The organism is Azohydromonas lata NBRC 102462 (assembly GCF_001571085.1).
Taxonomy (GTDB): domain Bacteria; phylum Pseudomonadota; class Gammaproteobacteria; order Burkholderiales; family Burkholderiaceae_C; genus Azohydromonas; species Azohydromonas lata.
Genome location: NZ_BCTC01000056.1, coordinates 1 through 24,819, shown reverse-complemented (window position 1 = coordinate 24,819; position 24,819 = coordinate 1). Strand labels below are relative to the sequence as shown.

Genomic DNA, 24,819 nt, shown 5'->3' with positions numbered 1-24,819 from the left:
TTGGACCATCGTATCAACCTAAGGAGGCCATTCATGCTCAAGGCAAAGACTGCGCTCGTCACCGGATCCACCAGCGGCATCGGGCTGGGCATCGCCAAATGCCTCGCGCGCCAGGGCGCCAACATCATGCTCAACGGCTTCGGCGACAGCGAAGCGGCACTGGCCGAGGTGCGTGAACTGGGCGTGCGCGTGGCCTACCACGGCGCCGACATGAGCAAGCCCGCGGAGATCGAACAGATGATGCAAGCCGCCGAAGCCGAGTTCGGCGCGGTGGACATCCTGGTCAACAACGCCGGCATCCAGCACGTGGCGGCGGTGGAGGATTTCCCGGCCGAGAAGTGGGACGCCATCATCGCCATCAACCTCAGCTCGGCTTTCCACACCACGCGGCTGGCGCTGCCGGGCATGAAGCAGCGCGGCTGGGGCCGCATCATCAACCTCGCCTCCGTGCACGGCCTGGTGGCCTCGGCGCAGAAGTCGGCCTACGTCGCGGCCAAGCACGGCCTGGTGGGCTTCACCAAGAGCGTGGCGCTGGAGACGGCCACCACGCCCGTGACCGTCAACGCCATCTGCCCGGGCTGGGTGCTCACGCCGCTGGTGGAAAAACAGGTGCAGGCCCGCGCACAGGCCGACGGCATCGAGCTCGAAGAAGCCAAGCGCCGGCTGCTCGGCGACAAGCAGCCTTCCATGCAGTTCACCACGGCCGAGCAGTTGGGCGAGCTGGCGGTGTTCCTGTGCTCCGGCGCGGCCGACAACATCCGCGGCGCGGCCTTCAACGTGGACGGCGGCTGGGTCGCCCAATAAAAAAAGAGAAAGGCCGCTGCGGCGCGGGCCCTCTATTTATTAATTAGAGGGCCGCGCGGCTCATTCCATCTGGACGGAGCCGCTGATCGTGGCCGTCACCTGCCCACGGCCGGGCTCCACGGGCAGCGACTCGTCGGCCGGTGCTGCCATCGCCTTGGCCCGCATGAGCACCGGCATGCCCACGGGCGGCGTATCGGTCTGCACCTGCACCTCGCGCAGGCTCCAGCGGCTGAAGCCGAACTGCCGCGTGATCTCGCCGGCGCGGCCCTTGTAGCGCTCGATGGCGCGCGCGCCGACCTCGGATTCGACCTGCTCCCGGGCCTCCCGAGACAAGGAATAAGCCACCCGGGCGATACTCATGCTGTTGATGCGAGGGACGAGCTGCGAAATCGCCCCCATGTCTCGGCCCTCGACCAGCAACTCCGTGCTGCCCTGCCAACCGCCTATGGCGCCCTTGGCGGTGTAGCGCGGGTACACCGACAGGTTGCCTGCCCGCACTTCCACCTGCCCCGGCTTGGCCACCTTGCGAGCTTCCACCAGCGCCGCATCCAGCGCCTGGCGCAGTGCCGACTGCACCGCGCCGGCGTCCGCGCCTTCGCGCGTGGTGCTGAAGGCCAGCGTCAGCCAGTCATTGGGTACGTCCATGCTGGCGCTGGCGCTCAGCTGAACCACGCGCTGTGGCGGCGCCGGCAGGGTTTGCGCCTGTACGGCGCCCAGCCACGCGGCCAGCGTCAAACAGGGCACGAAGGTGAAAGCTCTCATGGGAACACTCCAAAAAGGGGGGGTGCGGGCCGCGAACACGGGTCACCGAGAGACACTCTGTAACGCTTTAAGCGCCAGTCCGGATGCCGAAAGAGATGTAACAGAGGTGCCGATCGCGCCAGAACCATCTTGCCAACATGTTCACAATGCCGCCGTTACAAATAGGGAGCTCGCTATGAACACCCCTGCAAATCCCCGCCCCGACCGCGTTGTCGTCGTTGACGACGACGCCCGCATCCGCGACCTGCTGCGCCGCTACCTGACGCAGGAGGGCTTCGAAGTGCTCTTGGCCGAAGACGCCAAGGCGCTCAACCGCGTGCTCACGCGGGAAACCATTGACCTGATCGTCCTGGACCTGATGCTCCCGGGCGAGGACGGCCTGTCGATCTGCCGCCGCCTGCGCGCGGCCAACGACTCCACGCCCATCATCATGCTCACCGCCAAGGTGGAGGACGTGGACCGCATCGTGGGCCTGGAAGTCGGCGCCGACGACTACCTGCCCAAGCCCTTCAACCCGCGCGAGCTGCTGGCGCGCATCCACGCCGTGCTGCGCCGCCGCCCCGCGCTGGAGGCGCCGGGCGCGCCGTCCAAGGAGCCGCAGGTCGTGAACTTCGGCCCCTTCGAGTTCGACCTGTCGCTGCGCCGCCTGACCAAGGACGGCGAGCAGATGGCGCTGACCACGGGCGAGTTCTCCATGCTCAAGGCCCTGGTGCGCCACCCGCGCCAGCCGCTGTCGCGCGACAAGCTCGCGCAACTGGCGCGCGGCCGCGAGTTCGAGCCCTTCGACCGCAGCCTGGACGTGCAGATCTCGCGCCTGCGCAAGATGATCGAGCCCGACCCCGCGCAGCCGCGCTACATCCAGACGGTGTGGGGCGTGGGCTACGTGTTCGTACCCGATGGCGCAAGCTGAGATCGGCGTGCCTACGCCCACGGGCGAGGACGACGCCACGCGGCAGTCTCCCGCACCCGGCAAGCTGCGCGGCCTGCGCCGACGGCTGCGCCGGCTGCTGCCGCGCAAGGCCAACAGCCGGCCGCGGCAGTCGCTGGCGCTGAGCCTGTTCTGGCGCACCTTCTTCCTGCTCGCCCTGCTCCTGGGCGGTGGCATCTTCGCGTGGGTGCAGACGCTGCGCGCGCTGGAGCTGGAACCGCGCGCGGTGCAGTCCGCGCAGCAGATCGCCAGCCTGGTCAACCTCTCGCGCGCGGCGCTGCGCTTCTCGGACAGCATCCACCGCGTCTCCGTCGTCAAGACGATGAGCGAGGAGGAAGCCGTCAAGGTGCTGCCGCGCGAGCCCGGCCACCGCTGGGAGCCCTTCGAGACCGACCGCTTCACGCGCCGCATAGGCCGCGAGCTACGCGCGCGGCTGGACGAGGACACCATCCTCGCCCGCAGCGTCAACGGCGTGGACGGCCTGTGGGTGGGCTTCACCATCGAGCGCGACGCCTACTGGCTGCAGGCCGAGGCCACGCGCGTGTACCCGCTCACCAGCGGCACCTGGTTCGTCTGGGTGGGCATCGCGCTCATCGCCACGCTGCTGGGCTCCGCGGCGATCGCCCGGCTGATCAACCAGCCGCTGCGCGACCTCTCGTTTGCCGCCAGCCGCATCCGCGAGGGCGAGTACGAATCGCAGCTCGACGAGAACACCCTCACCAGCGAGATCCGCGAGGTGAACATGGGGTTCAACCGCATGGCGCGCGAGCTGGCCAAGGTGGAGGAGGACCGCGCCGTGATGCTGGCCGGCATCTCGCACGACCTGCGCACGCCGCTGGCACGGCTGCGGCTGGAGGCCGAGATGAGCGTGCAGGACGAGGAAGCCCGCCGCAACATGGCCATGGACATCGACCAGCTCGACGCCATCATCGACAAGTTCATGGACTACGCCCGCCCGGGCGACGCGCCGCTGGTGCCCGTGAACCTGTCGGCGCTGATCGAACGCGAGGCCTCGGCCTTCCGCGACCCGACGCAGATCCGCATCAGTGCCCGCATCGCCATAGACCTGATGGTGCTGGCCGACGACACGGAGCTGGGCCGCGTCTTCGCCAACCTGTTCGAGAACGCCCGCCGCTACGGCCGCACCGAGAGCAGCGGCCCCGCGCTGGTGCTGGTGAGCTACACGCGCAGCGGCCCCTGGGTGGTGGTGAGCGTGCGCGACCACGGCCCCGGCGTGCCCCCGGCACGCCTGGCGCAACTGACCACGCCCTTCTACCGCGGCGACACCGCCCGCACCGCGGCCACGGGCGCGGGGCTGGGCCTGGCCATCGTCGACAAGTCGCTGCAGCGCATGGGCGGCCGGCTGGAGCTGGCCAACGCGCCGGACGGCGGGCTGGTCGCGCACGTGAGGCTCAAGCGGGCCCCGTGAGAGGACGCGGGCGCCCGTAGCCCGCGTCCGCTCAGCCGGCGGCCGTGCCCCTGTACAGCAGGCACACCGCCCGCGCCTCCATTGCCCGCTTCTCGCCCACGGGCCCCAGCTTCTCGGCCGTCTTGGCCTTCACGTTCACCTGCTCCGGCGCCACGCCCAGCACCTGCGCGATGCGCTCGCGCATGGCCGGGATGTGCGGCGCGAGCTTGGGCGCCTGCGCCACGATGGTGGAGTCCACGTTCACCACCTCCCAACCCGCCGCGCGCACGCGGCGCATGGCCTCGGCCAGCAGCACGGCGGAGTCGGCGCCCTTGAAGGCCGCGTCCGTGTCCGGGAAGTGGCGGCCGATGTCGCCCAAGCCCGCCGCGCCCAGGAGCGCGTCGGTGAGCGCATGCAGCAGTACATCCGCGTCCGAATGGCCCAGCAGCCCGTGGGTGTGCGGGATGGCCACCCCGCCCAGCACCAGCGGCCGCCCTTCCACGAGCTGATGCACGTCCCAGCCCTCGCCGATGCGCAGCGCCGGGATCACGTCGCGCTCCCTTGGGACGAAGACGGGTTGGACACGGGAACCATGAGCAGCCTTTCCGCCAGGCTGAAATCGCCGGGCCAGGTCAGTTTGAAATTTTCCAGGGAGCCGGGCACCAGCCGCGGGCGCAGGCCCAGGGCTTCGACCGCGCTGGACTCGTCGGTGACGGCGTCGCCCGCCTCGCGCAGCGCGCGCCGCAGCAATCCGATGCGGAACATCTGCGGCGTCTGCGCCGCCCATTTGCCATTGCGGTCCACCGTGGCCGCCACGCAGCCGCCCTCGGCCTGCTTGAGCGTGTCGGCCACCGGCAGCGCCAGCAGCCCGCCCACGGCGTCGTGCTCGCAGGTTTCAATCAGCTGCGTCACCCACTCGGGGCGGACCAGGCAGCGCGCCGCGTCGTGTACCAGCACCCAGTCGTCCTCGGCAGCGCCGCGCGAGAGCAACTCCTCCAAACCCGCCGTGACGGTGGCGGCACGCGTGGCGCCGCCGCTGCGGGCCGTCCACAGCCGGGAGTCGGCGGCGGCGTTGGGCAGGGCGGCGTCGAACAGCGTGTCGTCCGGCGACAGGACGACCAGCGTGGCCTGCAGCCGCGGCACGCGCCCAAGGGCGGCCAGGGTGTGGGCCACCAGCGGACGGCCCGCCAGTGGAACGTACTGCTTTGGGCGGTCGGCCCCGGCACGGCTGCCGGTTCCGGCGCAAGGGACCAGCGCGTAGCAGCGTGGCACAGGCCCATGAACGAGGGTGGTCATCGGAGCCGGATTCTAGAATTTGGCCTCCGCCCTCCCTGGGCGTGCCTCCTGCTGCAAGCCTCCTCACGATGCAACTGCCCGCCATCGCCCCCGGCAAACGATTCACCTTGCCGCGCCCGCCGGGCTCGGCCGACGCGCTGCTGCTGGCCCGCGACGCCCGCCGCCACGCCGACGCCAAGCGCCTCACGGCCATCGTGACCGCCGACCCCGCCGACGCCCCGCGCCTGGCCGACGAGCTCGCCTTCTTCGAGCCCGACCTTCGCGTGGCCGTCTTCCCCGACTGGGAAACGCTGCCCTACGACAGCTTCAGCCCGCACCAGGACCTGATCTCCGAGCGCCTGGCCACGCTGTGGCGCGTGCTGCAGAAAGACGTGGACGTCGTCCTGCTGCCCGCCACCACGGCGCTGGCGCGCCTGGCGCCGCCGAGCTTCCTGGCCGCCTACACCTTCCACTTCCAGCAAAAGCAACAGCTCGACGAGGCCTCGCTCAAGGCGCAACTGACGCTGGCCGGCTACACGCACGTGAGCCAGGTCGTCTCGCCCGGCGAGTACGCCGTGCGCGGCGGATTGATAGACCTCTACCCCATGGGCTCGGCCGTGCCCTACCGCGTGGACCTGTTCGGCGACGAGGTGGACTCCATCCGCACCTTCGACCCCGACAGCCAGCGCAGCCTCTACCCCGTGCCGGAAGTGCGGCTGCTGCCCGGGCGCGAGTTCCCCATGGACGAGGCCTCGCGCACGGCCTTCCGCGCCCGCTGGCGCGAGCGCATGGAAGGCGACCCGACCCGCTCGCGCATCTACAAGGACATGGCCGCGGGCGTGGCCAGCGCGGGCATCGAGTACTGGCTGCCCCTCTTCTTCGACGAGGTCGCCGACATCTTCGAATACCTGGGCGACGCCGCTGCCGTGGTGCTGCACGGCGAGGTGGACGAGGCGCTGCAGCGCTTCTGGACCGACACGCGCGAGCGCCACCGCTTCCTGCAGCACGACGCCGAACGCCCGCTGCTGCCGCCGGAAGCCCTCTTCCTGCGCGTCGACGATTTCTATGCCCGCGCCAACACCCACGCCACGCTGTCGCTGCGCGGCGCGGGCGAGCTGGAGTGGGCGCGGCCGGCGCCGGACGTGAGCGTGGACCGCGGCGCCACGGAACCCCTGGCCCGGCTGGAAGCCCACCTGCGCGACACCGCCGCGCGCGTGCTGCTGGTGGCGGAGAGCGAAGGCCGCCGCGAAAGCCTGCTGGACCTGCTGCGCGACCACCGCATCGACGTGCCCAGCGTCGCCACGCTGGCCGAATTCCTCGCCAGCGACGAGAAGGTCGCCATCACCGCCGCGCCGCTGGCCGCCGGTTTCACCTGGAGCGAGCCGGCCGACCAGCGCCTGCTGGAGTTCCTGACCGAAACCGAGCTGTTCGCCGCCGCGGGCGGCGGCGCGCGGCGGCGGCGCAAGCAGGAGCAGGTCAGCAACGTCGATGCGCTGATCAAGGATTTGTCCGAGCTGAAGGTCGGCGACCCCGTGGTGCATGCCAATCACGGCATCGGCCGCTACCAGGGCCTCTTGAACATCGACCTGGGCGACGGCCCCTCGGAGTTCCTGCACCTGGAGTACGCCGACAAGGCCACGCTGTACGTGCCCGTGTCGCAGTTGCAGCTCATCAGCCGCTACACCGGCGTGAGCCCCGACGAGGCGCCGCTGCACAAGCTGGGCTCCAACCAGTGGGACAAGGCCAGGCGCAAGGCCGCCGAGCAGGTGCGCGACACCGCGGCCGAGCTGCTCAACCTCTACGCCCACCGCGCCGCGCGCGAGGGCCACGCCTTCCGCTTCTCGCCGCACGACTACGAGGCGTTTGCCGCCAGCTTCGGCTTCGAGGAAACGCCGGACCAGCGCGCCGCCATCCATGCCGTCATCCAGGACCTGATTTCGCCAAAGCCCATGGACCGGCTGGTGTGCGGCGACGTGGGCTTCGGCAAGACGGAGGTGGCGCTGCGCGCCGCGTTCGTCGCCGTCACCGGCGGCAAGCAGGTGGCCCTGCTGGCGCCCACCACGCTGCTGGCCGAGCAGCACTACCAGAACATCAGCGACCGCTTCGGCAAGTGGCCGGTGCGCGTGGCGGAGATGAGCCGCTTCCGCTCGGCCAAGGAGATCAAGGCCGCCATGGCCGGGCTGGCCGACGGCACGATAGACATCGTCATCGGCACCCACAAGCTGCTGAGCTCGGACGTCAAGTTCAAGCGCCTGGGCCTGCTGATCATCGATGAGGAGCACCGCTTCGGCGTGCGCCACAAGGAGGCGATGAAGGCCATGCGCGCCGAGGTGGACGTGCTCACCCTCACCGCCACGCCCATCCCGCGCACGCTGGGCATGGCGCTCGAAGGCCTGCGCGACCTCTCGGTGATCGCCACCGCGCCGCAGCGGCGGCTGGCCATCAAGACCTTCGTGAGGAGCGAGAACCAGGGCGTGATCCGCGAGGCGGTGCTGCGCGAATTGAAGCGCGGCGGGCAGGTGTACTTCCTGCACAACGAGGTCGAGACCATCGAGGCGCGCCGGGCCAAGCTGGCCGAGCTGCTGCCGGAGGCGCGCATTGCCGTGGCACACGGCCAGATGCCGGAGCGCGAGCTGGAGCGCGTGATGCGCGACTTCGTGGCCCAGCGCCACAACCTGCTGCTGTGCTCGACCATCATCGAGACCGGCATCGACGTGCCCAGCGCCAACACCATCGTCATCAGCCGCGCCGACAAGTTCGGCCTGGCGCAGTTGCACCAGTTGCGCGGCCGCGTGGGCCGCAGCCACCACCAGGCCTACGCCTACCTGCTGGTGCCGGACGTGGAAGGGCTCACCAAACAGGCCGGCCAGCGGCTGGAGGCCATCCAGGCCATGGAGGAACTGGGCAGCGGCTTCTACCTCGCCATGCACGACCTGGAGATTCGCGGCGCGGGCGAGGTGCTGGGCGAGAACCAGAGCGGGAACATGCAGGAGGTGGGCTTCCAGCTCTACAACGACATGCTCTCCGAGGCCGTGAAGGCGCTCAAGGCCGGGCGCGAGCCGGATCTGCTCAGCCCCTTCGGCGCCACCACCGAGATCAACTTGCACGCCCCGGCGCTGCTGCCCGACAGCTACTGCGGCGACGTGCACGTGCGCCTGAACCTGTACAAGCGGCTGGCCTGCGCCGAGCGCGGCGACGAGATCGACAAGCTGCTGGAGGAGGTGACGGACCGCTTCGGCAAGCTGCCCGCGCAAGGCCAGACCCTGTTCGACACGCACCGGCTGCGCGTGCTGGCCAAGCCCTATGGGGTGCTCAAGATCGATGCGGCGCCGGCGGCCATGGTGATCACGTTCCGGCCCAACGCGCCGGTGGACCCGATGCGCATCATCGAGCTGGTGCAGAAGAACCGGCACATCAAGCTGGCGGGCAACGACAAGCTGCGCATAGAGCGCAGCACGCCGGAGCCGCGCGACCGCGCGCAGTTCATACGCGACGTGCTGAGGTCGCTGGGGACGCCGGTGAAGGAGGAGGCGTGAGGCCAGAAACCGGGGGCCGAGCCGCCCCGGATAATCACGGGTTTTGCCGCTGAACCGTCCCGCCCATGTCCACCGCCCCCGCCATCGCCTTTGCCCCCGGCCTGACCCTTCGCGGCTTCACGCCGCCGCTGCGCCTGGGGGACTTCGGCCTCATCGCCTTCGACATGGACTCGACCCTCATCAACATCGAGTGCATCGACGAAGTCGCCGACGCCGCCGGGCGCAAGGCCGAGGTGGCGGCCATCACCGAAGCGTCCATGCGCGGCGAGATCACCGACTTCAAGGAAAGCCTGCGCCGGCGCGTCGCCATGCTCCAGGGCGTGCCGGAGCAGTTCCTGCACGAGGTGTTCGAGCAGCGCCTGAAACCCAACCCCGGCGCCAAGGCGCTGATAGACGCCTGCCGCGCCGCCGGCCTCAAGACGCTGCTGGTCTCCGGCGGCTTCACCTTCTTCGCCGAGCGCGTCTGCCAGGTCCTGGGCATCGACTACGCCCGCTCCAACGTGCTGGAGATCGTGGACGGCCACCTCACCGGCCGCCTGGTGGACCAGGACTGGGGCGACATCTGCGACGGCGCCGAGAAGCGCCGCATGCTGCTGGCCACCTGCGAGCGGCTCGGCCTGCGCCCCGAGCAGGCCATCGCCATGGGCGACGGCGCCAACGACCTGCCCATGATGGGCGCCGCGGGCCTCTCGGTGGCCTACCACGCCAAGCCCAAGGTGCGCGAGCAGGCCATGGTCTCCATCGAGCAAGGCGGCCTGGACCGGCTGCTGGAAGTGCTGCACGCCTGAACACCCCGGCGCCCGTGGCGTGCGCGGCGTGCACGGTGCGGGCGGTCGTTCGGCAGGCCAGCGGACTTCTTGAGCCGCTTGCATCCGCGGCACCGTGACCTTGTTCACGGTGCCGGCACGCAGGCGTTTGCAACGCCGGCCGCGGCGCCACTTTTTCCGGGGGCGGGGAGGCACGCCTCGTTACGATGGCCCGCCTTCCCGCCGGCCACCGTGGCGGACATCCCTGCCGTACCCCCATGTCCACCGCCGTTTCCCCGGCCACCGAGCACGACACGCCCCTGCACGGGTCCCGGCGCGAGCCGATGGTGCTGGCCTTTGGCGCGCTGCTCATCGTGGCGCTCACCGTGGCGGCGGCGCTCGTGCTGTGGCGCGCCCGCGAGGACAGCCTGGACACCTGGCGGCTGTACATGGAGAACTTCTCCGCCACCGCCGCCGAGCACGCCTCGCAGACCCTGCGCAGCGCCGACTACGCGCTGGGCAGCGTCGTGGACCACGTGCAGTCCCTGGGCGTGGACAGCCCCGAGCGGCTGCGCGAGGTGGCGCGCACCCGGCCCGTGTTCGAGTTCATACGCGAGCGCGCCGCCGAGCTGCCGCTGCTGGACGTGGCCGCCATCGTGGCCCTGGACGGCGAGGTGCTCAATTTCAGCCGCACCTTCCCGGCGCCGGCCATCAACCTGGCCGACCGCGACTACCTCCAGGCCCATCTGTCCGACCCCGCGCTCACCCTCTTCGTCTCCTCGCCGGTGAAGAACCGCGGCACCGGGCGCTGGACTTTCTACCTGGCCCGCAAGATACGCACGCCCGCGGGGCAGACCATTGGGCTGGCGCTGGCGGGCATCCAGTCCAGCTACTTCGAGCGCTTTTACCGCTCCATCAACCTCAGCGAGGACGACACCGCCATCCTGCTGCTGCGCAGCGACGGCACGCTGCTGGCGCGCCACCCGCCGCGCCCGCAGGCGCTGGGCCAGTCCTACCGCGAGGCGCCCTCCATGCGCGCGCTCACGCAGGCGCGCGCCGAGGGCCGCAGTGCCGCCACCGTCCAAACCTCGGCGCCGCGCACCATAGACCCCAGCGACACCCTGCCCCGCATGGTCACGGCGCATGGGGTGGAGGGCTTCCCGCTGGCCGTCAGCATCACCACGCGCGAGCAACTGATGCTCGCCCCGTGGCGGCGCACGGCCTGGCTATGCGCGCTGGGCGTGCTGCTGCTGGACGCCGCCATTGCCGGCATGACGATCAAGCTGTACCTGCTGCTGCGCCGGCGCCACGCCGCGCTGCGGCAACTCGACGCCGCGCGCGCCGCCGCCGAGGCCGCAGCGGCCGAGAAGTCGCGCTTCCTGGCCAACCTCAGCCACGAGGTACGCACGCCGCTGCACGGGCTGCTGGGCATGGCGCAGCGCATGCTGCAGTCGCCGCTGCAGCCGGCGCAACGCCAGCAGGCGCAGATCATCGAGCGCACCGGGCGGCTGGTTTTGGGCTCCATCGACGAGGTGCTGGACTTCTCCCACGCCGCCGCCGGCCAGCCCGCGCTGGAGCCCGTGCCCGTGGACCTGGCGCGGCTTGGGCGCGACTGCATCGCCCTGTTCGAGCCGCAGGCCCGCCTCAAGGGCGTGGTGCTGCACCTGGACATGGACGATGGCGGCCGCGGCAGCCTGGTCAGCGCCGATCCGTTGCGGCTGAGCCAGGTGGTGAACCTGCTGCTGTCCAACGCCGTGAAGTTCACGTCCGCGGGCGGCGTGACGCTGCGCATCGCCCACACCGGCGCGGGCCTGTGGCGGCTGAGCGTGCATGACACCGGCACCGGCCTGACGCGGCGGCAGCACGAGACCCTGTTCGAGCCCAACGCGCCGGACGGCGCCGCGCCCCGGTCCGACGCGGCCCTGGGCGAGCCGCGCAGCACCTTGGGCCTGTCCACGGTGCAGAGCCTGGTGCTGCTGTTGGGCGGCACCGTCCACGCCCGCAGCACGCCGGGCCAGGGCTCGGAGTTCTGGTGCGAATTGCCGCTGGAAAGCCTGGATCCCCACACCGGAATATTCATGAAAAAGGATATTGAGGAGTTATTGGATCAGCGGGATGAGATGAAAGTGGTGCAGTAAGCGGTCAGCCCCCCTATCAGCAGCACAAAGAGCACCAGCGATACCCCTTTCCAAAACACCACCGGATGCCGCTCGATCAAGGGCGGCCGGCGGCGCTTCAAATAGTCCGGACTGGGGTGGTGCAACTCGTGCACGAATTCCGCCACGTCCGCCTGCCGCTCCTGCGGTTGCGCCTGCAAAGCCTTGCACAAGGCCTCGTCCACCCAGCCCGGCACATCGCGCCGGGTTTCGGACAGCGGCGCATAACTCAGTTTCCGCTGCGCCGCCCGCGTGCGCGTCTTGGCGACTTCCAGCCCATAAGGCAGCTGGCCGGTGAGCATTTGATAAGCCAGCACCGCCAGCGAAAACAAGTCCGACTGCGCCGTCCCCTCCTCGCCCACGAAATACTCCGGCGCCGCGTACTGCGCCGTGCCCAAGATTTCGTGGCCCTGCCCCGGTGCCCCGTCCATCAAGCCGGCCACGCGCACGGCGCCGAAATCGATGATCTTGGCCGTGCCCGTCGCATCGATGAGTATGTTTTCCGGCCTTAAATCCTGGTGCAGCATTTCCAGCCGGTGAAAGGCCCTTAAACCCTTGGCGATTTGCGACACCAGGCCGCGCACCGCGTCCAGGCCGGGATGGGGGTGGTCGCGCATCCACTGCGCCAGCGTTTGCCCTTCCACATATTCCATGGCCACGGCCAGGTATTGCCGTGGCCGGGTGGCCGGACAGGGTTTCAAGACGTGCGCGCTGTGGATGCGGCGGGCAATCCACTCCTCCATGAGAAAACGTTCGCGGTAGGCCGGGTCGGATTGCAGGTCTATGGACGGCGTTTTCAGCGCCACGGACTGGCCGGACGCCTCGTCCACGGCCAGGTAGACATGGCTGCGGTTGCTGGCGTGGATTTCGCGGACGATGCGGTAACCGTCCAGCACCATGCGCGGCTCCAAAAGCGGCGGCGCTGACAATTCCGCGGCCTGCTGCTGGATATCACCCGCTTGCGCCGCCGGCAATTGATCGACGCGCACGATCTGCACGGTCAGGTTGTCGGCGCTGCCGGCCCTGAAGGCTTCGGCCGCAATGAGTTTGGACGCCGTGTCCAGATCATCCTGGTGCCTGGCCATCGCACCCAGCATGAATTCCGGCGAGACATGCTCGTACACCCCATCGGTGGCCAGAATAAAAGTATCGCCAGGGGCGATGCTGAAAGTGCGGTAGTCGATTTCCAGCCGGCCGCTGATACCCAGGGCACGGCCCAGATAACTCTCGGCCGAGGACATGCGGACGCGGTGGTCCTGCGTCAGCTGCTCCAGCGCCTGGCCCTGCACCTGGTAAATGCGGCAATCGCCCACGTGGAAAATGTGGGCGGTGGTGGACTTGAGCACCAGCGCGCTCAAGGTGCAGACATGGCCGCGGTCCTTGTCATAACGGCCTTGCCCCTGCTGGGTTTGCGAATACAGCCAGGAATTGGTGGCTGTCAAAACCCGCTCCACCGAGGTTTTCACGCTCCAGGCGTCCGAGGTGCAGTAATAGTCCTCCAGCAAGCTGCGCACCGCCGACTGGCTGGCCACCAAGCCGAATTCGCTGCTGCTGATGCCGTCGGCAATCGCCACCGCGATGCCCTTGCTGCTCAATTGCGGCTCGCGCGGCAGGCAAATGCCGTGGAAATCCTGGTTGCCGTCCTTGCGGCCCTTGTCCGAATACTGGCCTGTGCTGACCTGGAGCTGTTTTTGTTTGGGCATAAAAAAACAGCCCCGACCCTGGAAGGGCTGGGGCTGGCAACATGGGGGTGCGTGTTTCTCTTTATTTTAATGTGTGAACATCAGGCCAGCTTGCGCTTGGGAGCGGTCTTGATATGGGTGGCGTACAGGGTCAGGCCGGTGAAGGCCAGGCCGCCGACCAGGTTGCCCAGCACGGTGGGAATCTCGTTCCAGATCAGATAATCCAGCAGCGAGAAATTGCCGCCCATGAGCAGGCCGGAGGGAAACAGGAACATGTTCACCACGGAATGTTCAAAAGCCATGCCGAAAAACAGCATGATGGGCATCCACATGGCAATCACCTTGCCACCCACGGTGGTGGAAATCATGGCACCGACCACGCCGGTGGACACCATCCAATTGCACAGCATGCCGCGCACGAAAAGGGTCAGCATGCCGTAGAAACCATATTGCGCATAACCCAGGGTACGGCTTTCACCAATCACGCCAATGGCATGGCCCACCTTGCTGGGCTCGGTCTGGAAACCGTTGGTGAAGACGATGGCCATGAGCACGGCCACGGTCAGCGCGCCCAGGAAATTGCCGAGAAAGACAATTCCCCAGTTTTTCAACACGGCCTGGACGGTGACGCCCGGGCGCTTGTCAATCAGTGCCAGCGGCGTGAGCACGAACACCCCGGTGAGCAGGTCAAAACCCAGCAGGTAGAGCATGCAAAAACCCACGGGGAACAAAATGGCGCCGACGATGGGCATGCCGGTCTGCACCGATACCGTCACCGCGAACACGGCAGCCAGGGCCAGGATGGCACCGGCCATGTAAGCGCGAATCAGCGCGTCGCGCGTGGCCATGTGAATCTTGGATTCACCGGCATCGACCATTTTGGTCACGAATTCAGAAGGGACGAGATAAGCCACGACAATTCCTTTGGCTGGATATTGGTTTTTGCCTGCAGTGTTTTATCTTGGGCTCAGACGGCGACGCTCACCAGGCCGTCCTGCACGCGCACGGCATAAGCCTTGACGGAGTTTCCCGGCACCTCCAGACATTCGCCATTGCTCAAATCGAAATGGTGCTTGTAGATGGGCGAGGCCACGACGATGCGCGCACCCAGGTTACCCACCAGGCCGCGCGACAACACGCTGGCCTGGGCATTGGGGTCGAAATTGTCTATGGCATACAGGCGCTGCACGTCGTCCTCGACGCGAAATACCGCCACATGCCTTTCCTGCACCAGGGCGCAAACGCCGGTATTGGGCACGATGTCCTCGACGGCACACACGGGGGTCCAGGTGGTGTTGTCCATGGTTTGAATCCTTGTCCTCAATGTCCTGGTTTCAGGCCGTCTCGTTTTCAACCGCGGTTTCGGAAGCACCTTCCAATTGCGCCCTTTTCTCCTCCACGGTGGCCGGCCGGATTTGCCCGCGCTCCTGGATGAAAATCACGTTGCGGTCGCCCTGCTCGCTGTTGACGAATTGGCGGAAGCGCTTGCGGGTTTCCGGCGTGGTGACGGCGCTCTTCCATTCGCACTGGTAGGTGTTCACCACGTGCTGCATGTCGGCTTCCAATTCGGCGGCAATCCCCAGCTTGTCGTTGACCACGACCTGCTTGAGATAGTCCAGCCCGCCTTCCAGGTTGTCGCGCCACACGCTGGTGCGCTGCAGCCGGTCGGCGGTGCGCACGTAGAACATGAGGAAACGGTCGATGAAGCGGAGCAGATCGGCCTTGGACAAATCTGAGGCCAGCAATTCCGCGTGGCGGGGCTTCATGCCGCCGTTGCCGCAGACGTACAAATTCCAGCCCTTGTCCGTGGCAATCACGCCCACGTCCTTGCCCTGGGCTTCGGCGCATTCCCGCGTGCAGCCGGAAACCCCAAACTTGATTTTGTGCGGCGCGCGCAGGCCCTTGTAGCGATTTTCCAGCTCCACGGCCAGGCCGACGCTGTCGTCCACGCCATAACGGCACCAGGTGGAGCCCACGCAGGATTTCACCGTGCGCAGCGATTTGCCATAGGCGTGGCCGGATTCGAAACCTGCGGCAATCAGCTCTTCCCAGATCAGCGGCAATTGCTCGACGCGGGCACCAAACATGTCCACGCGCTGGCCGCCGGTGATCTTGGTGTAGAGGCCGTATTTCTTGGCGACCTGGCCCACGGCAATCAGTCCGTCCGGCGTGACCTCGCCACCGGCCATGCGCGGCACGACGGAATAGGTGCCATCCTTTTGAATGTTGCCCAGAAAATAGTCATTGGAATCCTGCAGGCTGGCATGCTCCTTCTTGAGCACGAAATCGTTCCACACCGAGGCCAGGATATTGGCCGCCGTGGGCTTGCAAATGTCGCAGCCCAGCCCCTGGCCGTGCTTGGACAGCAATTCATCGAAGGATTTGATCTTGCCGACCTTGACGAGGTGGAACAGTTCCTGGCGCGAGTAGGAAAAATGCTCGCACAGGTGGTTGTTGACCGCGACGCCGAGTTTCTTCATCTCGGCCTTCATCACCTGGGTCACCAGCGGCACGCAGCCGCCGCAGGTCATGCCGGCCTTGGTGCAGGCCTTCAGTTCGCCGATCGTATTCACGCCACCGGCCACGGCCTGGCACAACTGCGCCTTGGTGACGCTGTTGCAGGAGCAGATTTGCGCGGTGTCCGGCAGGGCATCGGCGCCCAGGCCCGGCTTACTCTGCCCGTCCGACTGCGGCAATATCAGGAATTCAGGAGACTCCGGCAAGTCGATGCGGTTGAGCATCAGCTGCAGCAGGCTGCCATATTCGCTGGCATCCCCCACCAGCACGGCGCCCAGCAATTGCTTGCCGTCCTCGGAGACCACGAGTTTCTTGTAGACCTTCTTGCGCTCGTCCACGAATTGGTAGGAGCGGCTTCGCGGGGTATTGCCCATGGCGTCGCCAATGCTGGCCACGTCCACGCCCATGAGTTTCAGCTTGGTGCTGAGGTCGGCACCGTTGAAATCCGCCGCCTGTTTGGCCAGGGTTTTGGCCACCACGCGGGCCATGTCGTAACCCGGCGCCACCAAGCCGAAAAGCTGGCCGTTCCAGGATGCGCATTCGCCGATGGCAAACACGTCCGGGTGGCTGGTGCGGCACTGGTTGTCGATCACGATGCCGCCGCGCGGGCCGACTTTCAAACCGCACTGGCGGGCCAGGTCGTCGCGGGGGCGGATGCCGGCGGAAAACACGATCATGTCGGTTTCCAGATGCGTACCGTCGGCAAATACCATGCGGTGGCGCGCGGTTTCGCCGGTGACGATTTCCACCGTGTTCTTCTGCAAGTGCACGCCCACGCCCAATTCTTCAATCTTGGTGCGCAGCATGCGGCCGCCGCCCTCGTCCATTTGCACCGCCATCAGACGCGGCGCAAATTCCACGACATGGGTCTGCAATTTCATGTCGCGCAGCGCCTTGGCGCATTCCAGGCCCAGCAAACCGCCGCCCACCACCACACCGCTTTGCGAGCGGCGGCCGCATTCGGCCATCCCTTCCAAATCTTCTATCGTGCGATAAACGAAGCAGTCGGTGCGGTCCTTGCCGGGAATGGGCGGGACGAAGGGGTAAGAGCCGGTGGCGATCACCAGTTTGTCGTAGGTCAGCGTTTCGCCCGTGGAGGCGGTGACCCACTTGTTTTCCAGATCGATGATGGTGGCGCGCGCATTGAGTTTCAGCAGCAGGTTGTCGCGCTCGAAGAAACCTGCAGGCACCAGCGACAAATCGTCGGCCGACTTGCCGGCAAAATACTCGGAGAGGTGCACCCGGTCGTAGGCCGGGCGCGATTCCTCGCTCAACACGGTGACTTCGGCGTGGTGAATGCCGGCGTCGTACAGGCTTTCCAGGAACTTCTGTCCCACCATGCCGTGGCCGATAACGAGGATTTTCATGGGCTTCTCCATGCGGGGGTTTCGAGTGCGCCGGCAAGCCCTGGGCTGCGCCGGCGTCCGGAATGGGGTCAAACAGGAATTCGGGTATCGCCCCCGGACCGCCTCAATCCGTTGCGCCCATGCGGCGGCTCAACCGGGCTTTGCCGGCTTTCACGGATGAAGAGTGGGTGGGGAGCGTTGCAATGCCTGGCGTCTGCGGTGACTCAGGCAGGCCCACGTCGTTGTGGCCTGGGGGTGTTGAACGCTTTTCGCGCCGCACCCCGGGGCATTGCATTGAGAGTGCTCAACTCTTCGCAAGCCCTGTGCCAGCAAGATTCGCCGGCCGTCCACCGGTGAATCCCCGGTTTGTGTGCACCAAGGCCGGATACGGCGCACCAAGGCGACGCATGCACACCGCCCCGGCACTGCGCCCGTGCATGCGCAGGGACGGGGCGCGGCGGCCCGCCCGCCTGCCCAGTGCCGGCGCCTTTTTTGGGTTCTTCAGGGAGCTGGAGTTTGTTGATGGCCGCGGAAATCGCCGCGCGGAAATGACCGAGCGGACAGCGCGCCGGGATGGACAGTGGGTTTCGTGAATTCCGTCATCACGCGGTGGTGCATGATGTGGAAACCTTCGAAAGCTTGACCTTTGCTAAGCGGGTTGGGCACGGACGCGATTTACTTTCATGACACGCAGATCCCGCCCCTTTTTGACCAGAAGCCTGCACCTGCCCAAACGTGTTTGGGGTTTGGCGCTGATTTATGGCGCGGCCGGCTTTATCCATTTGGTCCACAACGCCGAATACATGGTGTTTTATCCGGGCACACCGGAAGACGCGACCAAGGAGGCGATGTACCTGGCTTGGCTGGCCGTGAACGCCGTGGCGCTGGTGGCGGCGGTGCTGGCCATATTGGACCTGGGCGTGCTCGCCACGCTGTGCCTGGCGCTGTACGGCCTGCTGGGCCTGACCAGCCTGAGCCATTACGCCCAGGGCTTCTGGAGCGAGCACACGCTGGGGGCCAACGCCACCATTTGCGCCGAGGTGCTCATGGGCCTGGTGCTGGCGGTGCGCGCGGTGCGCCAGCTGATGAAAAAGGCCTCCCACCGCGGCGCCGGCCACGGCAGCAGCGCCCGCACTGCGCGGCGCAACGGCGCCACTTCCACTTTCGGCTGACCGCAGCGGCAGGCGCGCCAGCCGCGCTCTCCAGGGCTCAGGGCTGCGCCGCGGGCAGCCACATGGTGAAGCGGCTGCCCTGGCCGACCGTGCTTTGCACCTCCAGCCGCCCGCCCATGCGCTGCAGCAGCTCACGGCTGATGGCCAGGCCTATGCCGGTGCCGGGAATGCCGCGCTGCTCGGCGCCCAAGCGGTTGAAGGGCTCGCCCAACTGCTGCATTTGCTCCGGCGCCAGGCCGGGACCGGTGTCGGCCACGCACAGGCCGCGCAGCGCGCCGTCGTCCGGGCCGCAGCTGCTCAAGCGCACCTCGCCGCCGGCGCGGTTGTACTTGATGGCGTTGGACAGCAGGTTCAGAAGCACTTGGCGCACGCGGCGCGCGTCGCCCAACACGCTGCCCTCCACGGGCTGCTGCGGCGGCAGCACGTGCACGCCGGCCTGGCGGGCTTGGGCCGCGCTCCAGTGCAGGGCCTCCTCCACCAGCGGCGCCAGCGCCACGGGGCGGGCCTGCGGCGCGGCCTGGCCGCGCTCGCCGGCGCCGGCCAGCTCCAGCAGGTCGTCTATGAGCAGCAGCAGGTGCTGGCCGGCCTCGGCGATGTGGCGCGCCCACTCGGCCTGCTGCGGGCCCGGCACCTGGCCGGCGCGCAACTGCAGCAACTGCGCAAAGCCCAGCACGGCGTTCAGCGGGGTGCGCAGCTCGTGGCTCACGCGCGCCAGCAGCGCGCTCTTGGCGCGGCTGGCCTGCTCGGCGCGCTCGCGCTCCAGCTCGGCGGCTTGGGCACGCATGCGGTCGGTGATGTCGCCGTTGACGCCCACCATGCGCACGGGCTGGCCCGGGCCGCCGGACAGGGCCCGCCCCCGCGTCGCCAGCCAGTGCTCGCTGCCGTCCGGCCAGCGCACGCGCAGGTCCATGGCGTAGGGCTCGCCGGCCTCGACGTGGCGGCGCGGCAGCTCGCTGAGCACGCGCTGGTCGTCGGGGTGGTTGGTCAGGCGCGAGAGCTGCCACACGGGGCGCGGATCGCCGGGGTCCAGCCCGCGCAGGCGGTACATGGCCTCGTTCCAGTAGAGGGTGCGGCCGTCCAGGTCGGACTCCCACACGCCCAGCCCCGCGGCCTGCACGGCTAGCGCCAGCCGCTCCAGCTCGTGGCGGCTGTGCGCCTCGGACTCCGCCACCAGCCAGGCCAGCACGCCTTCGCCCTGCGGGCACAGCGTGGCGTCCACGGCCGGCGCACCGGGCAGGCGCAGCAGAGGGGCGGCGGCTTCGCCGGCATCACCCTGAGCGGCGGGCAAGGAGGACGCCGGCGCAGACGGTGGTGCAAGCGGTGGCGCCGCCTCGGCGCAGGCCTGCGCCCAACGCGGCCAGAGGTCCTCGCCCACACCCAGGCGGCGGGCCCAATGTTGGGCGGCCGGGTTGCAGCGCCAGCGCAGCGCCCCGCCGGCGTCACGCCACACGCCCAGGGCAGGATGCGGCGCGGGCCACCAGAGGGCGTCATCCACGGCGGCGCTCCTGACGTGCTGCGGATCAGCTCCGCACGGCCATGGGCTCGCCGAGCTTGATCAGGCGCAGCGGCTCCCAGGCCGGGTTCCACTTCAGCCCGCGCTGCGGGAAGAGCATCACCACCGTGGAGCCGAGCAGGAAGCGGCCCATTTCGTCCCCCTGCTTGAGCTCTATAGGCGGGCCGTCGGTGTAAGTCCACTCGCGCACGCCGGCCGGGCGCGGAGGGTTGACCATCCCGTGCCACACGGTGGCCATGCTGCCCACGATGGTGGCGCCCACCAGCACCAGCACCCAGGGGCCGTGCGCGCCTTCGAACACGCACACCACGCGCTCGTTGCGGGCGAAGAGGCCGGGCACGTTGCGGGCGGTGACGGGGTTCACCGAGAACAGCTCGCCGGGCACGTGGATCATGCGCAGCAGCCGCCCGTCGCAGGGCATGTGCACGCGGTGGTAGTCGCGCGGGCTGAGGTAGAGCGTGGCGAAGCTGCCGCCGTTGAAGGTGGCGGCCAGCGCGGCGTCGCCGCCCACCAGCGTGGTGGCCGTGTAGTCGTGGCCCTTGGCCTGGAAGATGCGCCCGGCGTTGACGTCGCCGAACTGGCTCACCGCGCCGTCCACGGGGCAGATGAGGTCGGCCACCGCCAGGGGCCGCGCGCCGGGCTTCAGGGGGCGAGTAAAAAACTCGTTGAAGCTGGCGTAGCTGGTGACGTCAGGGTTGAGCGCCTCGCTCATGTTCACCGCGTAGCGCTTGACGAACCAGCGGATGATGCGCGTGGTCGTTGCCCCGCCCTGCCATGAGGCGACCTTGCCGGCAAACTCGGTCAGCGCCCGCTTGGGCAACAGGTATTGGGCAAGGACGGTGAGGCGGTCTATCAAGGCGGTGTTCCGGTAGCGGCTGAAGCGGGCAAACCTGAAAGTGTAGCGAGGGGTTTCCGCGTGCCGGCTGTCGCCGGGATGCGGAGGTTGGACGCGGCCGGTGCCGCAGGCGCGCACCCTAAGGCTTTAAGGGTTATAGGGGGAGGCGCAGCGGTGTCAGGCTGTTTCGGGGCGGCGCGGCAAGGAGCAGGCCTGCCGCCCTCCCTGCTCAGCTCGACATCTGCGCCCAGGCCTTGTCCAGCCGCTTGACGCTCACCGGCTGCGGCGTGCGCAGCTCCTGGGCGAAGAAGCTCACGCGCAGCTCCTCCAGCAGCCAGCGGTATTCGTCCAGCCGCGCGTCGTGCTGGCCCTTGAGCTCCGCGACGCGGCGCAGGTAGCGCTGCTCCAGCGGGCGCAGCTCGGCCAGGCGCTGCGCGTCGCGCGCGGGGTCCGCACGCCACTTGTCCAGCCGCATCACCACGGCTTTCAAGTAGCGCGGCAGGTGCTGCAGCGCGGCCCAGGGCGTGCGGGCGATGAAGCGCTTGTCCACCAGCCGCTGAAGCTGGGCCTGGATGTCGTCCACCGCCTCCTTGGGCAGGTTGCGCGTGTCCTTGAGCTTGCGCGCCGCCGCGGCGTACTCGGCCAGCACCAGGCCGGCCTGGCGCGCCACCTCCTGCGCGATGAGGTTCAAGCGGCTGCGGCCCTCCTCGATGCGCGCCTTGAAGGCGAGCTCGTCGGTGGGCAGCGGCTCGCCCAGGAAGGCGCGGTCCAGCGCCACGTCGATGATTTGCGCCCGCAACTCCTCCTGCGTGCCCAGCGGCATGTAGGCCACGGCCATCTTCTGCAGGTCGGGGATGTTCTTCTCCAGGTATTTCAGCGGCTCGCGGATCTGCAGCGCGATGAGGCGGCGCAGACCGGCGCGGTGCTTCGCGGCGGCCACCTCCGGCTCGTCGAACACCTCGATCTCGACGTGCGTGCCCTTGTCGATCAGCGCCGGGAAGCCCACCAGCGTCTGCGCGCCCTTGCGCAGCTCCATGAGCTCCGGCAGCTCGCCGAAGGTCCAGGCGGTGTATTTCGCGGGCTCCACCGGCGCGGCGGGCGCCGGCGTGGGCGCCGGCACGCGCTGGGCCTTCGCACCGCCGCCACTCCCCGGCGCGGGCGCCGGTGCGGCTTCAGGCGCGGCGGCGGATTGCTTGACCTTGAGCGCCGCCAGCGCCTGGAAGGCCGAGCGCGCCTGGCTGCCCAGCTCGGCCTTGAGCGTGGGCAGGTGGCGGCCCATGCCGAGCTGGCGCCCGTGCTCGTCCACGACCTTGAAGTTCATGAACAGGTGCGGGCTGAGCATGTCCAGCTTGAAGTCGTTGCGCTGCACGGCCAACTGGGTGCGCTCGCGAACGAATTTCAAGACGGCATCAGTCAGCCCGCCGTCGCCGAACGGCACCAGTTCCACGAACTCGGCCGCGGTGTCGGGCAGCGGCACCAGCCGCGAACGCGGACGCTGAGGCAGGCTTTTCATCAGCGCCTGCACCTTGGCCGCCACCATGCCGGGCACGAGCCATTCGCAGCGGTCGTCGCTCACCTGGTTGAGCGCGTAAATGGGCACGGTGACGGTGACGCCGTCGCGCTGGTCGCCGGGCTCGTGCAGGTAGGCCGCGGCGCAGTCGATGCCGCCCAGGCGGATGGTCTTGGGGAAGGCCTCGCTGGTGACGCCCGCGGCCTCGTGGCGCATCAGCTCTTCCTTGCTGAGCTGCAGCAGCCGCGCATCGGCCTTGGCGGCATAGCGGAACCAGCGCTCCAGGCTGGCGCCGCTGTGCACGTCGGCGGGGATGTGGCGGTCGTAGTAGGCGAAGATCAGCTCGTCGTCCACCAGCACGTCCTGGCGCCGCGACTTGTGCTCCAGCTCCTGCACCTGGCGCACCATCTTCTGGTTGTGGGCCAGGAACGGGAGCTTGGTGTCCCACTCGCCGGCCACCAGGGCCTGGCGAATGAAGATCTCGCGCGCCCCCATCGGGTCCAGCTTGGCGTAGTTCACGCGGCGGTTGTTGTAGATGACGATGCCGTAGAGCGTGGCCCGCTCCAGCGCCACCACCTCGGCCGCCTTCTTCTCCCAGTGCGGGTCCAGCAACTGCGTCTTGATCAGGTGGCCGGCAATGCCGGGCAGCCACTGCGGCTCGATGGCGGCAATGCCGCGGCCGAAGAGCCGCGTGGTCTCCACCAGCTCCGCGGTGACGATCCAGCGCCCGGGCTTCTTGGAGAGGTGCGCGCCGGGATGGCGCCAGAACTTGATGCCGCGTGCACCCAGGTACCAGTCGTCTTCGTCGCTCTTCAAGCCGATGTTGCCCAGCAGGCCCGCCAGCATGGACAGGTGCACCTGCTCGTAGGTTGCCGGCGCGTCGTTGAGCCGCCAACCATGTTCGGCCACCACGGTGTGGAGCTGCGAGTGGATGTCGCGCCACTCGCGCACGCGGCGCGGGCTGATGAAGTTCTCGCGCAGCAGCGCCTCGTGCTTGCGCGCCGAGAGCTTGTGGGCCTGGCCGTCGCCGCCGCGGGAGGTGTCCAGCCATTTCCACAGCTTCAAATAGCCGCTGAACTCGGACTTCTCGTCGTCGAAGGGCTTGTGCCTTTGGTCCGCGGCCTGCTGCTGCTCCAGGGGACGGTCGCGCACGTCCTGCACGCTCAGGGCGCTGGCGATGACCAGCACTTCGGTGAGCGCATGGCGCTGGCGGGCCTCGATGATCATGCGGCCGATGCGCGGGTCCAGCGGCAGCTTGGACAGCTCGTGGCCGATGGGCGTCAGCTCGTTGAGGTCGTCCACCGCGCCCAGCTCGGCCAGCAGCGCGTAGCCGTCGGCAATGGCCTTGCGGGGCGGCGGCTCCAGGAAGGGAAAGTCTTCCACCGTGCCCAGGTGCAGGCTCTTCATGCGCAGGATCACGCCGGCCAGCGACGAGCGCAGGATCTCCGGGTCGGTGAAGCGCGTGCGGCCGGCGAAGTCGGTCTCGTCGTACAGGCGGATGCACACGCCGTTGGAGACGCGGCCGCAGCGGCCGGCGCGCTGGTTGGCCGCCGCCTGGCTCACCGGCTCGATCTGCAGTTGCTCGACCTTGTTGCGGTAGCTGTAGCGCTTGACGCGGGCGAGGCCGGAGTCCACCACGTAGCGGATGCCGGGCACGGTGAGCGAGGTCTCGGCGACGTTGGTCGCCAGCACGATGCGCGGGCGCGCGCCGGTCTCGAACACGCGGTCCTGCTCCTGCTGCGACAGCCGGGCGAACAGGGGCAGGATTTCCACGCCGGGCGGGTGGTGGCCGCGCAGCTGCTCGGCGGCCTCGCGGATCTCGCGCTCGCCGGGCAGGAAGACCAGCACGTCGCCCGGGCCCTGGCGCCAGAGCTCATCGACGGCATCGACGATGGCGTCGTTGAGGTCGAACTCCTTGCCGTCCTCGAAGGGCCGCCAGCGCTGCTCCACCGGGTAGAGGCGGCCGCTGACGTGGATGACCGGCGCCGGGCCCTTGGCGGACTCGAAGTGCTTGGCGAAGCGGTCGGCGTCGATCGTGGCCGAGGTGACGATGATCTTGAGGTCCGGCCGCCGCGGCAGGAGCTGGCGCAGGTAGCCCAGCAGGAAGTCGATGTTGAGGCTGCGCTCGTGGGCCTCGTCGATGATGATGGTGTCGTAGGCGCGCAGCTCGGGGTCGCCCTGGGTCTCGGCCAGCAGGATGCCGTCGGTCATCAGCTTCACCGACGCGCCGGGCTGCAGGCGGTCCTGGAAGCGGACCTTGTAGCCCACCACGTCGCCCAGCGGCGAGTTCAGCTCCTGCGCGATGCGCTTGGCCACGCTGGAGGCGGCGATGCGCCGCGGCTGGGTGTGGCCGATCAGGCGCCCGCCGTTGCCGCGGCCGCGGCCCAGGGCCAGCGCGATCTTGGGCAATTGCGTCGTCTTGCCCGAGCCGGTCTCGCCGCTGACGATGATCACCTGGTGCTCGCGCAGCGCGCGCGCGATCTCGTCGCGCCGGGCGCTGACGGGCAGGCTCTCCGGGAAGGTGATGGGCGGAATGGGCGTGGCCGGGCGCGGCGCGGCGCCAGGCCGGGGCTCGCGGGGCTCACGCGGTTCGCGCGGCGGGCGGGCTTCGCGCGGCCCGCGCGGCGGC

Annotated in this window: 17 protein-coding genes; 7 read left to right on the top strand and 10 right to left on the bottom strand. The window is 68.5% G+C overall.

Annotated elements, in window-relative coordinates; translation table 11 throughout:
• The first annotated feature begins 33 nt into the window (after positions 1-33).
• Positions 34-804 carry a 3-hydroxybutyrate dehydrogenase gene (locus ALA01S_RS18800; protein ID WP_066339466.1) on the top strand — a complete coding sequence of 257 codons (771 nt, stop codon included), beginning with the start codon at positions 34-36 and terminating at the stop codon, positions 802-804.
• 60 nt (positions 805-864) lie between these two features.
• Here the strand turns inward: ALA01S_RS18800 and ALA01S_RS18795 are convergent, their stop codons facing one another.
• Positions 865-1,566: an SIMPL domain-containing protein gene (locus ALA01S_RS18795; RefSeq protein ID WP_066339464.1), complete on the bottom strand. Its 702-nt coding sequence runs from the start codon at positions 1,564-1,566 to the stop codon at positions 865-867.
• A gap of 175 nt (positions 1,567-1,741) precedes the next feature.
• On the opposite strand from ALA01S_RS18795, the gene ompR reads away from it, so the two are divergent.
• Entirely contained in the window at positions 1,742-2,476 is a 735-nt protein-coding gene (ompR, locus tag ALA01S_RS18790) for an osmolarity response regulator transcription factor OmpR (protein ID WP_028999127.1), read from the top strand.
• 139 nt (positions 2,477-2,615) lie between these two features.
• Positions 2,616-3,923 carry a sensor histidine kinase family protein gene (locus ALA01S_RS18785; RefSeq protein WP_238455855.1) on the top strand — a complete coding sequence of 436 codons (1,308 nt, stop codon included), beginning with the start codon at positions 2,616-2,618 and terminating at the stop codon, positions 3,921-3,923.
• Between the two features lie 31 nt (positions 3,924-3,954).
• Here ALA01S_RS18785 and ispF read toward each other — a convergent pair whose 3' ends face one another.
• Positions 3,955-4,452: a 2-C-methyl-D-erythritol 2,4-cyclodiphosphate synthase gene (ispF, locus tag ALA01S_RS18780; protein WP_066339463.1), complete on the bottom strand. Its 498-nt coding sequence runs from the start codon at positions 4,450-4,452 to the stop codon at positions 3,955-3,957.
• The gene (ispD, locus tag ALA01S_RS18775; protein WP_066339445.1) at positions 4,449-5,198 is read right to left on the bottom strand and encodes a 2-C-methyl-D-erythritol 4-phosphate cytidylyltransferase; all 750 of its coding nucleotides are present in this window, start codon (positions 5,196-5,198) and stop codon (positions 4,449-4,451) included. Before ispD ends, ispF begins: the two co-directional genes overlap by 4 nt.
• Before the next feature lie 68 nt (positions 5,199-5,266).
• Between ispD and mfd the strand changes: the two genes are divergently transcribed.
• From mfd to ALA01S_RS18760, 3 genes are all read left to right on the top strand, one after another.
• On the top strand, positions 5,267-8,713 hold the full coding sequence (mfd, locus tag ALA01S_RS18770) for a transcription-repair coupling factor (RefSeq protein WP_066339443.1): 3,447 nt from the start codon (positions 5,267-5,269) through the stop codon (positions 8,711-8,713).
• Between the two features lie 65 nt (positions 8,714-8,778).
• A complete protein-coding gene (gene serB, locus ALA01S_RS18765) occupies positions 8,779-9,501 on the top strand; it encodes a phosphoserine phosphatase SerB (RefSeq protein ID WP_066339442.1) in 723 nt (240 codons plus the stop codon).
• Between the two features lie 236 nt (positions 9,502-9,737).
• Entirely contained in the window at positions 9,738-11,597 is a 1,860-nt protein-coding gene (locus tag ALA01S_RS18760) for a sensor histidine kinase (protein WP_066339439.1), read from the top strand.
• Here the strand turns inward: ALA01S_RS18760 and ALA01S_RS18755 are convergent.
• The 4 genes from ALA01S_RS18755 to nirB form a co-directional block, all read right to left on the bottom strand.
• Positions 11,567-13,318: a bifunctional protein-serine/threonine kinase/phosphatase gene (locus ALA01S_RS18755; RefSeq protein ID WP_066339437.1), complete on the bottom strand. Its 1,752-nt coding sequence runs from the start codon at positions 13,316-13,318 to the stop codon at positions 11,567-11,569. The two genes, ALA01S_RS18760 and ALA01S_RS18755, sit on opposite strands and share 31 nt — an antisense overlap.
• An 80-nt stretch (positions 13,319-13,398) precedes the next feature.
• Positions 13,399-14,211: a formate/nitrite transporter family protein gene (locus ALA01S_RS18750; RefSeq protein WP_066339436.1), complete on the bottom strand. Its 813-nt coding sequence runs from the start codon at positions 14,209-14,211 to the stop codon at positions 13,399-13,401.
• 53 nt (positions 14,212-14,264) lie between these two features.
• The gene (nirD, locus tag ALA01S_RS18745) at positions 14,265-14,600 is read right to left on the bottom strand and encodes a nitrite reductase small subunit NirD (RefSeq protein WP_066339434.1); all 336 of its coding nucleotides are present in this window, start codon (positions 14,598-14,600) and stop codon (positions 14,265-14,267) included.
• Between the two features lie 31 nt (positions 14,601-14,631).
• A complete protein-coding gene (gene nirB, locus ALA01S_RS18740) occupies positions 14,632-17,181 on the bottom strand; it encodes a nitrite reductase large subunit NirB (protein WP_066339431.1) in 2,550 nt (849 codons plus the stop codon).
• A gap of 782 nt (positions 17,182-17,963) precedes the next feature.
• Here nirB and ALA01S_RS18735 point away from each other — a divergent pair.
• Positions 17,964-18,332, top strand: coding sequence for a hypothetical protein (locus ALA01S_RS18735; protein ID WP_157119117.1), 369 nt, complete (start codon positions 17,964-17,966; stop codon positions 18,330-18,332).
• A 37-nt stretch (positions 18,333-18,369) separates the two neighbouring features.
• Here ALA01S_RS18735 and ALA01S_RS18730 read toward each other — a convergent pair whose 3' ends face one another.
• The 3 genes from ALA01S_RS18730 to hrpA all read right to left on the bottom strand — a co-directional run.
• A complete protein-coding gene (locus ALA01S_RS18730; protein WP_066339426.1) occupies positions 18,370-19,827 on the bottom strand; it encodes a PAS domain-containing sensor histidine kinase in 1,458 nt (485 codons plus the stop codon).
• A gap of 25 nt (positions 19,828-19,852) precedes the next feature.
• Entirely contained in the window at positions 19,853-20,701 is an 849-nt protein-coding gene (gene asd / locus ALA01S_RS18725; protein WP_066339425.1) for an archaetidylserine decarboxylase, read from the bottom strand.
• Between the two features lie 208 nt (positions 20,702-20,909).
• A partial coding sequence (hrpA, locus tag ALA01S_RS18720; RefSeq protein WP_373863003.1) for an ATP-dependent RNA helicase HrpA occupies positions 20,910-24,819 on the bottom strand: 3,910 nt, incomplete at its 5' end.

Excerpts from the sequence above, each read along its gene's own strand:
- ispD (WP_066339445.1), bottom strand. The coding sequence starts at position 5,198 with ATGACCACCCTCGTTCATGGGCCTGTGCCACGCTGCTACGCGCTGGTC.
- ALA01S_RS18755 (WP_066339437.1), bottom strand. The coding sequence starts at position 13,318 with ATGCCCAAACAAAAACAGCTCCAGGTCAGCACAGGCCAGTATTCGGAC.
- ALA01S_RS18760 (WP_066339439.1), top strand. The coding sequence starts at position 9,738 with ATGTCCACCGCCGTTTCCCCGGCCACCGAGCACGACACGCCCCTGCAC.
- nirD (WP_066339434.1), bottom strand. The coding sequence starts at position 14,600 with ATGGACAACACCACCTGGACCCCCGTGTGTGCCGTCGAGGACATCGTG.
- mfd (WP_066339443.1), top strand. The coding sequence starts at position 5,267 with ATGCAACTGCCCGCCATCGCCCCCGGCAAACGATTCACCTTGCCGCGC.
- nirB (WP_066339431.1), bottom strand. The coding sequence starts at position 17,181 with ATGAAAATCCTCGTTATCGGCCACGGCATGGTGGGACAGAAGTTCCTG.
- ALA01S_RS18735 (WP_157119117.1), top strand. The coding sequence starts at position 17,964 with ATGGTGTTTTATCCGGGCACACCGGAAGACGCGACCAAGGAGGCGATG.
- ALA01S_RS18795 (WP_066339464.1), bottom strand. The coding sequence starts at position 1,566 with ATGAGAGCTTTCACCTTCGTGCCCTGTTTGACGCTGGCCGCGTGGCTG.
- ALA01S_RS18800 (WP_066339466.1), top strand. The coding sequence starts at position 34 with ATGCTCAAGGCAAAGACTGCGCTCGTCACCGGATCCACCAGCGGCATC.
- serB (WP_066339442.1), top strand. The coding sequence starts at position 8,779 with ATGTCCACCGCCCCCGCCATCGCCTTTGCCCCCGGCCTGACCCTTCGC.
- ompR (WP_028999127.1), top strand. The coding sequence starts at position 1,742 with ATGAACACCCCTGCAAATCCCCGCCCCGACCGCGTTGTCGTCGTTGAC.